Origin of the sequence: Mycobacterium sp. E3198 (assembly GCF_001667015.1) — a bacterium.
GTDB lineage: Bacteria > Actinomycetota > Actinomycetes > Mycobacteriales > Mycobacteriaceae > Mycobacterium.
Map to the genome: position 1 here is coordinate 1 of NZ_LZIS01000224.1, position 13,025 is coordinate 13,025.

The following is a 13,025-nucleotide window of genomic DNA, read 5'->3' on the forward strand; positions in this document are numbered from 1 at the left end:
GGTCGTCTATATCCAGCCGCACGTAGGGAAGGCCCTGGCTTAGTGCAGCTTGGGCAGCACATCGGTGCGGTAGAAGTTGATCGCGGTGACGGGGTCGTCCTGCGGAAAGTGTAGAAACGGGACGGCTCCGGCGTCGAGAACCTTCTGCACGGCGTCGACGTGCGCGGCGGGATCGGTGCCGACCGTCCAATTGGCCAGGACCTTGTCAATCGGATTCGACTCCGCCGCGCGTTGGATCTCCACGGGGTTGGGTTGATCGACGGCCCCGGCGGTGAAGCGCCACAGGGTGGCGGCGCGGGCGGCCTGGTCGTGGTCCCCGACCACGGCGAATAGCTCCGCCCGCTTGGCCAGGTTGGCGGCATCGCGCCCGGCGGCCCGCGCCCCGGCGCCGAACGCGGCCAACAACTTCGCATTGGTGACATCGCGAGCCTGCGTGATCCAGCCGTCGCCGTATTGACCGGCCAGTGTTGCGCTCTTGGGGCCGCTGGCGGCCACGAAGATCGGCGGCGCGGCGGCCGGGACGTCGTAGAGCTTCAAGGAATTCGTCTGAAAGTAGCGACCGGCGAAGGATATTCGTGCGCCGCTCCACAGTTGCCGGATCAGTTCGATCGCCTCGATCAGCCGGTCGTGGCGCGCGCTCGCGGTAGTCGCCGTAGGTGTTGGTGGTGGCCTGCTCGTTGAGTCGCTCACCGGTGCCCAACCCCAGGAACACCCGACCCGGGTTGAGGAGGGCCAGGGAGGCGAACGCCTGGGCCACCGTGGCGGGGTGATAGCGATAGGTCGGGCAGGTCACCCCGGTGCCGAACGAGATGCGGCTGGTGCCGTTGCCGACCAGGGCCAGGGTCAGCCAGGGAAACATCGAGTGCCCCTCGTTGTCCTGCCATGGCTGGATGTGGTCGCTGGCCCAGGCGTACTGGAAGCCGGCGCGCTCGGCGGCCTGCGCCTGCGCCACCAGCTGATCGGTGCGGAACTGCTCGTGGGAAAGCACGATTCCCACGCCCTTGCCCGCCGGCGGGGGAGCGGAGGGCCGTTGGTCGGACCCCGATTTCCCGCAAGCTTCGGAGAGTCCGGCGGGGCCGAGCACTCCCGCGCCGGCCGCCATTCGGCCGAACGCTCGCCGCGACATGCCGGTCACCCGGGTCAAGATACCCATCTGATGGCGGGCCACTCACCCACTAGCCTGACGTGGGTGACCCCGCACGTGCGCCCCGCGCGCAAAGCCGACGTTCGCGATCTGTCACGCACCCTGGCGCGGGCCTTCTACGACGACCCCGTCATCATGTGGATCCTTCCCGACGAGCGCACACGCTCTGCGCAGGCGGTCCGGCTGTTCGCGACGATGACCCGCCACCATCATCTGGCCGGTGGCGGTGTCGAGGTGGCCTGCAACGGCCAGGGCATCGGCGCGGCGGCGCTGTGGGATCCACCCGATCGCTGGCGGCATTCGCGCCGCGAGGAGTGGGCGATGGTGCCGAGCTTCATCCGGGTGTTCGGATCGCGTTCGGCGAGGGCGCGCGGGGTGCAGGACCTCATGAAGCGCTTGCATCCCGAAGAACCGCACTGGTACCTGGCCGTGCTCGGCAGCGACCCCACGGTTCGCGGCAAAGGGTTCGGCCAGGCGCTCATGCGATCGCGGCTGGACCGCTGCGACGCCGAGTACTGCCCGGCCTACCTCGAGTCGAGCAAACCCGAGAACGTCCCCTACTACGAACGTTTCGGATTCACGGTCACCCGGGAGATCCGGCTGCCCGACGGGGGCCCACCGCTCTGGGCGATGTGGCGTACGCCGCGTTGAGACACTCGCCGCGTTTTAACCGCGCGGCACGGGGGCAACCGTTGCCTATGGCTAGCGACACTGGCGACTTTCCCGAAGAGGGCGGCCCTGGTGACACCCTGAACGCAAGTGAAGGCACCGACTCCGACGAGCTGCGCAACGACGACGGCGACATCGTCGTCGACCCGCCCGAGGACTGGAGCGAAGCGAACCGCTTCGGGATGACCGCGCGCGAGGAGCGCGACGGCGAATCCCTCGACGATCGGCTGGCCGAGGAAGAGCCGGACGTGTCCGCTGACGCCGCCCTCGGGGGCGGCGCGGGCGACGATGGTGGCCCCACGCGCGCCCACCGCGGCCAGATCGACGGGACTCCCGAAGACGGCGACTCGCTGTACGACGTTGTCGACGAGCCGGCCGAGCAATGAGTGCTCGGTTGTTCACTCCGCGCAGTCGGCGTTCCGCCTAGGGAGCGCTGCGCCAGCCGGCGATTCCGATGGTGATCATCCGCAACTGCTTGACCGCCGCCCGCCGGATGTCTTCCAGCGCCTCGGTCGTCTGAGCGTCCTCGATCGCCTCGGCGATAACGATCATCGAATTGACGAAGAGGGTCGCCAGGATGTTCAGGTCCTCGGTGCTCCACGCGTTGAGCCCGGTGAAGCGGGCGAGGTCGGTGGCCAGCTCGGAGGTGATCAGCCGCAGCTCGGTGCGGATTGCGTAGCGCAGCACGGTCACCCCGCCCGAGCGTTCCCGGTAGATGAAGCGCCAGTGCTCGCGGCGCTCGGTGATGCTGGCCACGACGATCTCGACCGACGACTCGATCACCCGGTTGGGGTCCAGTTTGCCGGCACGCGCCCCCCGCAGGGTGTCCCGCAGAGTGCGAAACGATTCGTCGATCAGGACCAGCCCGAGCGCCTCCATCGACTCGAAGTGCCGGTAGAAAGCCGCCGGCACGATCCCGACCTCGCGGGTCACCTCGCGCAGGCTCAGGCTGGAAAAGCTGCGATCCTGCAGCAGCTTCAGCGCCGCGGCGATGATCGCGCGACGCGTGGCCTCCTTGCGCTCCTCGCGCGACGGGTTCTCGCGTGAGCGCTCGCGGCCCGACCGATGCGGCCGTGAGCTAGGAGCACGGCTGTTCACTGTGTGAACCCTACCACAAACAGGCACAAAACCCTTGACGATCAGGGCCGTGCGGTCGCACGGTGTACATATGTTCACTCAAACAGCGACTCGAAACCTCGCGCAAACGTTGCGGAAGCGAGTGCTGGGTTCAGACCTGCTGGACCTGCTCACCGGTCCGCACGGCGTGGACCGCTACACCGAGCTGGTGGCGCCGACCTGGACGCTGGGCGAGGCCCGCGCCAAGGTCACCGACGTGCGCCGCACCACGCCGCGCAGCGTCACGCTCACGCTCGCCCCCAACGAGACCTTCACGTCCAACCACACCTTTCAAGCCGGCCAGTACGTCAACCTCGCCGTCGACATCGACGGCCGCCGGCACACCCGCTGCTACTCACCGGCCAACGCCGAAGGCGGCGCGACCCTCGAGCTGACGATCGGCCGGCACGACGGCGGGCTGGTGTCGAACTACCTCTACGAGCGGGCTCGCCGCGGGATGGTGGTCGGCCTGGCCGGCGTCGGCGGTGACTTCGTGTTGTCCGCGGTGCGTCCGCGCCGGATCCTGCTCGTCTCCGGCGGAAGCGGCATCACGCCGGTCATGGCGATGCTGCGCACGCTGATCGCCGAGCGCCACCCGGGCGAGGTCGCCTTCGTGCACTACGCCCGCACCCCCGCCGAGGCGTGCTACCGGGACGAACTGGCCTCCTACCAAGGTCGGCCCGGCGTCCGCGTCCTGCACGGCTATACCCGCTCCGGCGAGGGCGACCTCGTCGGCCGCTTCGGCCCCGAGCACCTGTCCGCCGCGTTGCCCAACCCCGACGCGGTGTTCGTCTGCGGGCCAACGGCTTTGGTGGACGCGGTGCGCGAACACTGCGACAACGTCTACACCGAGAGCTTCGTGCCGCCGGTGATCGACGCGCCCGCCAATCCGTCGGGCGGCCGAATCACCTTTGCCGACAGCGCCATCGACGTCGTCGACGACGGCCGGCCGCTGCTGGAGCAGGCCGAATCGGCCGGCCTGTCGCCGCAAAACGGGTGCCGGATGGGCATCTGCCACACCTGCACCCTGCGCAAGACCGCCGGCACCGTGCGCAACCTGGTCACCGGCGCGGTGTCGACCCAACCCGACGAGGACGTGCAGATCTGCGTGTCCGTCCCGGTCGGTGACGTCGACCTATCCCTCTGACTCCGAGGAGAGGAGAACTGCCATGTCAGACAACAAGATCACCCTGACCCCCCAGCAGGCCGAGGCATTCGGCCGCGAACTCGACGCCATCAAGGAACGCGTGATGGCGGACCTCGGCGAAACCGACGCCGACTACATCCGCCGCGTCATCAAAGCGCAGCGCGCGCTCGAGGTCGGCGGCCGGGCGCTGCTGTTCCTGCCGCCCGCGTGGCCGCTGGGCACCGCGATGCTGGGTGTGTCCAAGATCCTGGACAACATGGAGATCGGCCACAACATCATGCACGGCCAGTACGACTGGATGCGTGACCCGGCGATCTCCGGCCGGTCCTTCGAGTGGGACACGGCCTGCCCCGCCGACCAATGGCGGCATTCGCACAACTACATGCACCACACCCACACCAACATCGTGGGGATGGACCGCGACATCGGCTACGGCATCCTGCGCATGAGCGAGGACCAGCGCTGGACGCCGTACTTCATCGGCAACCCTGTCTACGCCTTCCTGCTGATGGTGCTGTTCCAATACGGCGTCGCGCTGCACGAGCTGGAAACCGAACGCATCCGCTCCGGGGAGATCCGGCTCGCCGACAAGCGCGAGGTGCTGCGCGAGATCTGGAAGAAGACGCGCCGGCAGACCCTCAAGGACTATGTCGCCTTCCCGCTGCTGGCCGGGCCGTTCGCCCCGTTCGTCTTCGCGGGCAACCTCTCGGCCAACCTGATGCGCAACGTGTGGTCGTACATGATCATCTTCTGCGGCCACTTCCCGGACGGCACCCAGGAGTTCACCGTCGAGGAGACCCAGGACGAGTCACGCGGCATGTGGTACTTCCGCCAGGTGCTCGGTTCGGCAAACCTGACCGGCGGCAAGCTGTTTCACTTGCTGTCCGGCAACCTCTCGCACCAGATCGAGCATCACCTGTTCCCGGACATGCCGGCCCGCCGGTACGCCGAGATCGCGCCCGAGGTGCAGGAGATCTGCCGGCGCTACGGCATCCCCTACAACCGGGGCCCGCTGCTGCGCCAGTTCGGCACCGTCGTCCGCAAGATCGTCAAGCTGACGTTCCCGGACTCGTGGACGCGGAAGCCCAGCCCTGACCGGCCCGCCGATCGGGTCGCCGTCGCCGCATAACGTCTCTGTCCCGCTTCTCAGCGGAGCATTGCCTCGGGCCCGAAGCAGGGGACAATGAGGTGCGTGGAATGGACCGGCGCGCGCTACGCGGACACCCCCACGGTGGAAGCCTCGACCTGGATCGACGCCGACCCGGCGCGGGTCTGGGACCTGGTCTGCGACATCGAGCTGATGCCGACGTTCAGCAACGAGCTGAAGGCGGTCCAGTGGGTCGAGGGATCGGACCGGCCCCGGACCGGCGCCCGTTTCGTCGGCCACAACCAGCACGAGGCGTTCGGGCAGTGGAGCACCACCTCGCAGATCGTCGCGTGCGATCCCCCGCACGAATTCGCCTGGGCGGTGGGCGAAATCGAAAACCCGTCGGCGACCTGGCGGTTTCGGCTGAAGCCCCGGGACGGCGGCACCCTGCTGAGTTTCTGGATGCGGATGGGACCGGGCCGCTCGGGGCTGTCGGTCGCCATCGACTCGATGCCCGACAAAGAAGAGAAGATCGTGTTCGTGCGGATGCGGGAGTTTGAGGCCGCGATCACCAAGACGCTCGCCGCGCTCAAGAGGCTGGCCGAACGCGGAGTGCGTTGATGCGGACCGCGACGACGGTCGAGTTGTCCGGCGCCGCAACCGAAGTCGTCACACTCGCCGTCGAGGCGGAAAAGCTGGGTCTCGACGTCTGTTGGGTGGCCGAGGCGTGGGGTGCGGACGCACCCTCGGCGCTGGGCTACCTCGCGGCGCGGACCGACAAGATGCTGCTCGGTTCCGGCATCCTGCAGGTCGGCACCCGGTCGCCCGTGCTGGTCGCCCAGACCGCGATCACGCTATCCAACCTGTCGAACGGCCGATTCCTGTTGGGGTTGGGGGCGTCCGGTCCGCAGGTGATCGAGGGCCTGCACGGCGTCGCGTTCAGCCGGCCGCTGGCGCGCATCGCCGAGACCGTCGACGTCGTGCGGCAGGCGTTCGGCGGCGGCAAGATCTCCCACTCCGGGAAGGAATTCCAGATCCCGCGGCCCGGCGGTGAGGCCGTGCCGATGCGGTTGTCGACCCGCGCCGGGCACGCGATTCCGATCTACCTGGCGGCGCTGTCCCCGGCGATGCTGCGGCTGACCGGACGGATTGCCGACGGCTGGCTGGGCACCAGCTTCGTGCCGGAGGGCGCCGGCGACGCCTACTTCGCGCACCTGGACGAGGGGCTGGCCGCCGCCGGCCGCGCCCGTCCCGACATCGACGTCTGCCAGGGCGCCGAGGTCGCCTTCGCGGCGGACGAAGACGAGCTGCGCGGGATGGTCGCGGGCCGCAAAAAGGAGCTGGCCTTCAGCCTCGGCGGCATGGGGTCGTCGAGCACGAACTTCTACAACCAGGCCTACAGCCGCCAGGGCTGGGCCGACGTGGCTGCCGAGGTGCGCGAGCGCTGGCAGCGCGGCGACCGCGACGGTGCTGCCGCCCTGGTGACCGACGACATGGTGCTGGCCACCACGCTCATCGGCACCGAAAAGATGGTGCGATCCCGGCTCGCCGTCTGGCGCGACGCCGGTGTCAACACCGTGCGGCTGTATCCCGCCGGTGACACGCTGGATGCCAAGCTGAGCACCCTGGGTCGCGCGATCGAGCTCGTCCGCGAGGTTTAGTGCACCGCGGTCGGCGCGTCGGCCACCTTGACGAGCTTCACCTCGGGGCGCTGCGGCACCGCATCGGCCAGGAACCAGCGGAAGGCGAGGTTGCCTCGCGGATAGCCCAGCGTGGTAAGCGAATTCGGGTGGGCCGTCATCGTCCTCGACACGACGATGGTCACCGAGCCGTCGCCGTTGAGCACCGCGCTGTGCCCGTTGACGGAGCAGCGCGCGTCTGACGCGCCGTAAGTGGCCATGAACTGGTTCCACACCACCATGTTCCAGAATCGGCAGGCGGGCGGTCGGTGCGTGATCACCAGCGCCTCGTCGTCGTCGAGCACGAAGCTGCCGTAGGCGTAGCACGCATCGCGCGCCGACCAGCCGAAGTTGGCGTCGGGCACCTGATAGGGGTGGGCGAATTCGTTTGCGGCATGCGCGGTCTCGTGCCCCAGCGCGTGCTCGTCCTCAACGCGCTCGCCGACGGCCAGCGGGACGATGGCGAACATCGTGCGCAACCAGGTGGCGGCGGCGCGCAGGCTCGCGGCCGTCTCGGCGTCGCCGTGCCGAATCGGATCCGGCTCGTCGAGCGCCTCGATGTGCCAGACGACCGGGCGGCCGGTCAGCGGGTCGGCCTGATAGTCGCGGGTCATCAGCACGGCCGCGTCGGGAGTCGGGGGGAATTCGAAGCTGAAGTTGCCGTCGGCGTCGACGTCGAGGTCACTGTCGCGGACGATCGACACGACCCGGTCCGACCAGGCGCCCGGCGACGGCTCGTTGTAGGCCGTCACCGAAAAGTACACGCTGTCACCGCGATTGCCGCTGATGCGGTAGCGCCGCTCCGGATCGACCGGGCACAGGAAGTAGTAGGCGTCGGTGTTGTCGCCGCCCCAGCGGCGGTCCCGGCGGAACGGCGTGTTCACCGCGACGAACTGTGGCCGGCCGGGCTCGGGGAACAGGTAGGCGTCCAGGGCGACGCCCAGCGTCGTGGCCAGCGTGCGATAGCCGTCGGCGATGTGACGGTCGTCGGTCACCGCCCGGTCGCCCTCGAGGAAGCCGCGGTCGAGATCCCCGAGGGTGGCCAGCAACTCTTGCCACGCGGCCGTCGATTCGTGCGTCATGCGCTGATTCCCTCCAGGAGCAAGGCGGTGGTGCGATCGACCCACGCGTCGTCGAGTTCGCCGACGCGGGTCAGCAGGCCCATGAGCGTGATGCCGGCGATGGCCTCGGTCAGTTCGGCGGCGGTCACGTCGGGCCGGACCTCGCCGCGGCCCGCGGCCCGCTCGAGTAGCTCGGCGAGGCCGCCGCCGATGATGCCGGCGAACCGCTCCAGCAGCGCCGAGTGCAGGCTCGGGTCCGCGGCCATCTCACCGACCAGGCCGGGCAGTGCCGACCGGGCGGCCGGTGTGGTGAGGAAAGCCATTGAGCGACGGACCATTTCGCGCAGGTCCTCGGGCAACGTTCCGGTATCGGGCAGCTCGGTGGCCGCGCCGATCGGAAACACCGCCTCGTGCACGAGGTGCGCCTTGCTCGGCCAGCGGCGGTAGATCGCGGGCTTGCTGGTGCCGGCCCGCTCCGCGATCGCGGAGACCAGTAGCCCGGCATACCCCGTCTCGGCGAGCAGTTCGACGGTGGCGCTGAGCACCGCGCCGTCGATGCGTGGGTCACGGGGTCGGCCAAAATCCACTACCATTACGAAACCGAGAGTAACATAAGTCGCCGTGACCGACGCCGTTCGCCTTGACGACCTCGCCCAGCCCCGGTTCAGCCCCGAGGCGCAACAGATTCTCGACATGATGGCCGCGATGGCGCCGGACTGTCCGCTGGACGCCGAAGCCCTGCACGCCCGGGCCGCCGCCGACACCGGCCTGCACGATTTCGGTCCGGCGGACTACCGGGAACGGCTCGACGTCTACCTCGCCGCGCTGCGCGACATCGACGGGTTGCACCCCGCGGGCGCGGTCAACTTCTATGCGCAGCTGCTGCAATTGCTCAAGAACCGGCTCCTGCTCACCGACCTGCTGCGCACGCACCCCGACATCGACGACATCGAGTTGGTGCCGCCGATCGTGATCGCCGGGCTGCCCCGCACCGGCACCACCCATCTGCACAACCTGCTGGCGGCGGCGCCCACCTTCCGCACCATGCCGTACTGGGAAAGCGTCGAACCGTTCCCGCTGCCGGCCGAGGCCGGCCTCGAACCCGATCCGCGGCGGGTCCGGATGGACGTCGGGGTCGGGGTGATCAACACCGTGATGCCGTATTTCCCGCTGATGCACGAGATGACCACCGATCACGTCCACGAAGAAATCCAATTGCTGGCCAACGACTTTTCGACGATGCTCTTCGAGACGCTGGCCGACGTGCCGCGCTGGCGCGACTACTACCAGGCCCACGACCAGACGCCGCACTACGAACATCTCGCCCGGCAGCTCAAGGCCATGCAGTTCCTGCGCGGCGGGCGGCGCTGGCTGCTCAAGTCGCCCCAGCACCTCGAGCAGGTGCCGGTGCTGGACCGCGTCTTCCCCGGCAGCATCGTGGTGTTCACCCACCGCGACCCGGTGCCCGTGGCGCTGTCGATGATCGCGATGATCACCTACTCGGCGCGCATGCACCGCTCGCCCGTGCCGGTGCCGCAGCTCGCCCACTACTGGGTCGACCGGCTCGACGAGATGCTGACCGCGCTCGTCCGCGACCGCGACACGATCGGCCCGGACCGCTCGATCGACATTCGCTTCGACGACTTCATGGCCGACGAGCTCGGCGTCGCCGAGCGGGTATACGCGCTGGCCGGGGAGCCGTTCACCGAACCGGCCCGCGGCGCGGTCGCCGGCTACCTGTCGGGCCACCAGCGCGGCCGGCTGGGCAACGTCGAAACGACGCCCGAGATGTTCGGGCTCACACGCGACGGCCTGCGGGCGCGCTTCGCGCCCTATGTGGACCGGTTCCTGGCCTGACCCGTTTCACGGCATCGAGTACCTTCTCAACACATGGTCGCTATGCCCGCGCTAGACGGCGTCGAACACAGGTACATCGAGCTCGGCGACGGTGTCACCATCCACGTCGCGGACGCCGGTCCGGCCCAGGGGCCCGCGGTGATGCTGGTGCACGGCTTTCCCCAGAACTGGTGGGAGTGGCACGAATTGATCGGTCCGCTGGCCGCCGACGGCTACCGCGTGCTGTGCCCCGACCTCCGGGGCGCGGGATGGAGCTCCGCGCCGCCGTCGCGATACCTCAAGAACGACATGGCCGACGACTTGGCCGCGGTCCTGGACCGGTTGGGCGTTGCGACCGTCAAACTGGCCGCCCACGACTGGGGCGGTCCGGTCGCGTTCACCATGATGCTGCGCCATCCGGAAAAGGTCACCGGGTTTTTCGGGATGAACACCTCCGCGCCGTGGACCAAGCCCAACCTCAAGCTGCTGCGCAACGTCTGGCGGTTCTGGTACCAGGTCCCGATAGCGCTGCCGGTGATCGGCCCGCGCGTGGTCGGCGATCCGAAGGCCCGGTTCTACCGGATGCTGGCCTCGTGGGTCGGCGGGGACTACCTGGTGCCCGAGGACGACGTCCGCTTCTACATCGAGTGCATGCGCCAGCCCGGGCACGCGGTGGCGGGCTCGCGGTGGTACCGCACCTTCCTGAGCACGGAGCTGCTGCGCTGGCTGCGCGGCGAATACAACGACGCCCGCGTCGAGGTGCCGGTCCGCTGGCTGAGTGGCACGAAGGATCCGGTGCTCACCGTGGACCTGCTGGACGGATACGCCGACCGCATCGGCGATTTCGAGGTCGAGATCGTCGAGGGCGCCGGCCATTGGATCGTCGAGGAGCGCCCCGAGCTGGTCCTCGATCGGCTGCGGGCCTTCCTGCGCGCCGAAAGCTGAAGTGCCGGGCAAATTTTGGGCGTCACTCGACGCCGATGGTGACCTCGGTGGACTTGATGAACACCGTCGCCGGCTGACCGACCGCCAGGCCGAGGTCGGTCGCCGCGTCCTTGGTGACCGAGGACGTGACGATCTGGTCGCCGCCGTCGAGCTTGACCTTGACGATCGCCATCACGCTGCCGAGGTCGACCTCGGTGATGGTTCCCTTGAGTTGGTTCCGCGTCGACAGCCGCATGGCAATCCTCCAAGTCCGGTCGGGGTCCGCGATGAGCCTAACTTCGCGGGCCCAGCAGGGCTATGGAGGCGTCGACGGCCGGCTCGACGATTTCGCGGACGGGCTTGCCGTCTTCGACGGACAGCGCGGTCAGCTCGCGCAGACCGCCCAGCAGGATCACGGCCAGCGGCGCGGTCAACGGCGGCAGCTCCGCGCGGCGAAACCCCGGGCTCGCGCTGAGGTCGATCAGCAGGTTGGACAACAACTGCACGCCGCGGCGCTGGACCGGGCGGGCGACGTCGCCCAGCGACGGGAGCTCGCGAATCAAGCTCAAGGTGATGGCCGGGCGGGCCTCCATGTGTTCGACGTAGGCCTCGACGGCCTGACGAATCTGTCGGTGCCAGTCCGCGTCCGGATCCACGGCGGCGGCGATGCTCTCGCCGAGCTTCTCGATGTCGGCGCGCAGCAACTCGAGGAAGCATGCCTCCTTGCTGGCGAACTGGTCGTAGAACGTGCGCTTCGACGTGCGGGCGTGCCGGACCACGTCGGCCACCGTGCTGGCGCGATAGCCGCGCTCGCCGATCGAGGCGGCGAGGCCGTCGAGCAGCCGGAGCCGAAAGGGGTCCGATTCGATCGGGGCGTCGGCGAGGGCCGCGGCGTCCACCGTCGATGTCACCGGCGGCACCCCCTTCGTGAACACGGCACCTTGTCAGGTTTGGTACCTCAGAGTACCGTAGCGGGAAAGGTTTTGGTACACCGCGGTACCAACCCCCGACTCGGGGAGAAATGGGGAGCATCACCGCCATGAGCGACGTCGTCACCGCCCCGCCGGCCCTCCGGTTGCCGCCGGCCACCCGGATGCCGAAACTGCTGCAGGGCATTTTCTTTGCGGTGTCGCGCCGGTGGATGATCCAGCGGCTGGCGCGCCGACACGGCAACGTGTTCACGGTCAACATCCCGATCTATGGCCGCGTGGTGGTGATCGGCGACTGGCGCCTGGCGAAGCAAGTGTTCACCACCAGCCCAGAAGAACTAGGGAACATCCAGCCCAACCTGAGCCGGCTGTTCGGCTCCGGCTCGGTGTTCGCGCTCGACGGCGACGATCACCGCCGGCGTCGACGCCTGCTGGCGCCGCCGTTTCACGGCAAGAGCATGAAGAACTACGAGGCGATCATCGAAGAGGAGACCCTGCGGGAGTCGGCCGGCTGGCCGGAAGGCACGCCGTTCCCCACGCTGCCGTCGATGATGCACATCACGCTCAACGCCATCCTGCGCGCGGTGTTCGGGGCCGAGGGCGCCGAGCTCGACGAGCTGCGCAGGCTGATCCCGCCGTGGGTCACCCTGGGTTCGCGCATGGCGGCGCTACCGAAACCCGAACGGAACTACGGCCGGTTCAGCCCGTGGGGCCGGTTGGACGAGTGGCGCCGCCAGTACGACGTCGTCCTCGACCGGCTGATCGACGCCGAGCGGGCCGATCCCCAGTTCGACGAGCGGACCGACGTGCTGGCGCTGATGCTGCGCAGCACCTATGAGGACGGTTCGGCCATGTCGCGCAAGGACATTGGCGACGAGCTGCTGACGTTGCTGGCCGCCGGGCACGAAACCACCGCGTCCACGCTGGGTTGGGCTTTCGAACGGTTGAGCCGCCACCCGGATATCCTGGCCGCGTTGGTACAAGAGGCCGACGAGGGCGGCTCCGAGCTGCGCCAGGCGACCATCCTGGAGGTTCAGCGGGCGCGGACCGTCATCGATTTCGCCGCCCGCCGCGTCTACCCGCCGGTCTTTCAACTCGGGGAATGGGTGATCCCCCAGGGCGATTCGATCATCATCAGCATCGCGCAGATCCACAACGACCCCGACGTCTTTCCCGAGCCCGACCGCTTCGATCCACAGCGTTACATCGAGAACAAGCCGTCCTCGTTCGCGTGGATCCCATTCGGCGGCGGCACGCGTCGCTGCGTGGGTGCGGCGTTCGCCAACATGGAGATGGACGTGGTGTTGCGAACGGTGTTGCGCAACTTCACCATTGAGACCACCACGGAAGCCGGGGAGCGGTGGCACAGCCGCGGCGTCGCGTTCACCCCGAAGGACGGCGGACGCATCGTGGTCCACCGGCGCTGAGCGCCC

At 68.6% G+C, this 13,025-nt stretch carries 14 protein-coding genes and 1 pseudogene; 9 read left to right on the forward strand and 6 right to left on the reverse strand.

The window, feature by feature from the left end:
• Nucleotides 1-39: 39 nt before the first annotated feature.
• Nucleotides 40-1,135 (reverse strand): annotated as a pseudogene (locus tag A5673_RS23260) (F420-dependent hydroxymycolic acid dehydrogenase).
• A 54-nt stretch (nt 1,136-1,189) separates the two neighbouring features.
• On the opposite strand from A5673_RS23260, the gene A5673_RS23265 reads away from it, so the two are divergent.
• Nucleotides 1,190-1,795 (forward strand): GNAT family N-acetyltransferase, encoded by a 606-nt coding sequence (locus tag A5673_RS23265; RefSeq protein ID WP_068238094.1) that lies wholly within the window; start codon nt 1,190-1,192, stop codon nt 1,793-1,795.
• A gap of 47 nt (nt 1,796-1,842) precedes the next feature.
• The gene (locus A5673_RS23270) at nt 1,843-2,199 is read left to right on the forward strand and encodes a hypothetical protein (RefSeq protein ID WP_068238097.1); all 357 of its coding nucleotides are present in this window, start codon (nt 1,843-1,845) and stop codon (nt 2,197-2,199) included.
• A gap of 37 nt (nt 2,200-2,236) precedes the next feature.
• Here the strand turns inward: A5673_RS23270 and A5673_RS23275 are convergent, their stop codons facing one another.
• Nucleotides 2,237-2,911, reverse strand: a complete 675-nt coding sequence (locus tag A5673_RS23275; protein ID WP_068238110.1) for a TetR family transcriptional regulator — start codon at nt 2,909-2,911, stop codon at nt 2,237-2,239.
• A gap of 70 nt (nt 2,912-2,981) precedes the next feature.
• On the opposite strand from A5673_RS23275, the gene A5673_RS23280 reads away from it, so the two are divergent.
• From A5673_RS23280 to A5673_RS23295, 4 genes are read left to right on the forward strand one after another with little or no spacing between them, the layout of a single operon-like run.
• Nucleotides 2,982-4,076: a ferredoxin reductase gene (locus tag A5673_RS23280; protein ID WP_068238112.1), complete on the forward strand. Its 1,095-nt coding sequence runs from the start codon at nt 2,982-2,984 to the stop codon at nt 4,074-4,076.
• Between the two features lie 22 nt (nt 4,077-4,098).
• A complete protein-coding gene (locus tag A5673_RS23285; protein ID WP_068238116.1) occupies nt 4,099-5,205 on the forward strand; it encodes an acyl-CoA desaturase in 1,107 nt (368 codons plus the stop codon).
• Nucleotides 5,206-5,259: 54 nt separating this feature from the next.
• Nucleotides 5,260-5,784: an SRPBCC family protein gene (locus A5673_RS23290; RefSeq protein ID WP_197518460.1), complete on the forward strand. Its 525-nt coding sequence runs from the start codon at nt 5,260-5,262 to the stop codon at nt 5,782-5,784.
• Nucleotides 5,784-6,824, forward strand: a complete 1,041-nt coding sequence (locus tag A5673_RS23295; protein WP_068238124.1) for an LLM class flavin-dependent oxidoreductase — start codon at nt 5,784-5,786, stop codon at nt 6,822-6,824. The genes A5673_RS23290 and A5673_RS23295 overlap by 1 nt, the downstream gene beginning before the upstream one ends.
• Here A5673_RS23295 and A5673_RS23300 read toward each other — a convergent pair.
• The gene (locus tag A5673_RS23300; RefSeq protein WP_068238126.1) at nt 6,821-7,924 is read right to left on the reverse strand and encodes a DUF1214 domain-containing protein; all 1,104 of its coding nucleotides are present in this window, start codon (nt 7,922-7,924) and stop codon (nt 6,821-6,823) included. The two genes, A5673_RS23295 and A5673_RS23300, sit on opposite strands and share 4 nt — an antisense overlap.
• Nucleotides 7,921-8,496, reverse strand: a complete 576-nt coding sequence (locus A5673_RS23305) for a TetR/AcrR family transcriptional regulator (protein WP_068238129.1) — start codon at nt 8,494-8,496, stop codon at nt 7,921-7,923. The genes A5673_RS23300 and A5673_RS23305 overlap by 4 nt, the downstream gene beginning before the upstream one ends.
• Before the next feature lie 28 nt (nt 8,497-8,524).
• Between A5673_RS23305 and A5673_RS23310 the strand changes: the two genes are divergently transcribed.
• Nucleotides 8,525-9,760 carry a sulfotransferase gene (locus A5673_RS23310; RefSeq protein ID WP_068238131.1) on the forward strand — a complete coding sequence of 412 codons (1,236 nt, stop codon included), beginning with the start codon at nt 8,525-8,527 and terminating at the stop codon, nt 9,758-9,760.
• 33 nt (nt 9,761-9,793) lie between these two features.
• Nucleotides 9,794-10,684, forward strand: a complete 891-nt coding sequence (locus A5673_RS23315) for an alpha/beta fold hydrolase (protein ID WP_068238133.1) — start codon at nt 9,794-9,796, stop codon at nt 10,682-10,684.
• Between the two features lie 22 nt (nt 10,685-10,706).
• Here the strand turns inward: A5673_RS23315 and A5673_RS23320 are convergent, their stop codons facing one another.
• Nucleotides 10,707-10,919 carry a molybdopterin-binding protein gene (locus A5673_RS23320; protein WP_066917306.1) on the reverse strand — a complete coding sequence of 71 codons (213 nt, stop codon included), beginning with the start codon at nt 10,917-10,919 and terminating at the stop codon, nt 10,707-10,709.
• Between the two features lie 37 nt (nt 10,920-10,956).
• Nucleotides 10,957-11,562, reverse strand: a complete 606-nt coding sequence (locus A5673_RS23325) for a TetR/AcrR family transcriptional regulator (RefSeq protein WP_068238135.1) — start codon at nt 11,560-11,562, stop codon at nt 10,957-10,959.
• A 140-nt stretch (nt 11,563-11,702) separates the two neighbouring features.
• Between A5673_RS23325 and A5673_RS23330 the strand changes: the two genes are divergently transcribed.
• Nucleotides 11,703-13,019, forward strand: coding sequence for a cytochrome P450 (locus tag A5673_RS23330; protein ID WP_068238187.1), 1,317 nt, complete (start codon nt 11,703-11,705; stop codon nt 13,017-13,019).
• Nucleotides 13,020-13,025 lie beyond the last annotated feature (6 nt).

Bases quoted from the DNA above. Each gene is read 5' to 3' on its own strand.
- A5673_RS23270 (WP_068238097.1), top strand. From the start codon at position 1,843: ATGGCTAGCGACACTGGCGACTTTCCCGAAGAGGGCGGCCCTGGTGAC.
- A5673_RS23280 (WP_068238112.1), top strand. From the start codon at position 2,982: ATGTTCACTCAAACAGCGACTCGAAACCTCGCGCAAACGTTGCGGAAG.
- A5673_RS23285 (WP_068238116.1), top strand. From the start codon at position 4,099: ATGTCAGACAACAAGATCACCCTGACCCCCCAGCAGGCCGAGGCATTC.
- A5673_RS23290 (WP_197518460.1), top strand. From the start codon at position 5,260: ATGAGGTGCGTGGAATGGACCGGCGCGCGCTACGCGGACACCCCCACG.
- A5673_RS23295 (WP_068238124.1), top strand. From the start codon at position 5,784: ATGCGGACCGCGACGACGGTCGAGTTGTCCGGCGCCGCAACCGAAGTC.
- A5673_RS23300 (WP_068238126.1), bottom strand. From the start codon at position 7,924: ATGACGCACGAATCGACGGCCGCGTGGCAAGAGTTGCTGGCCACCCTC.
- A5673_RS23305 (WP_068238129.1), bottom strand. From the start codon at position 8,496: ATGGTAGTGGATTTTGGCCGACCCCGTGACCCACGCATCGACGGCGCG.
- A5673_RS23315 (WP_068238133.1), top strand. From the start codon at position 9,794: ATGGTCGCTATGCCCGCGCTAGACGGCGTCGAACACAGGTACATCGAG.
- A5673_RS23320 (WP_066917306.1), bottom strand. From the start codon at position 10,919: ATGCGGCTGTCGACGCGGAACCAACTCAAGGGAACCATCACCGAGGTC.
- A5673_RS23330 (WP_068238187.1), top strand. From the start codon at position 11,703: ATGAGCGACGTCGTCACCGCCCCGCCGGCCCTCCGGTTGCCGCCGGCC.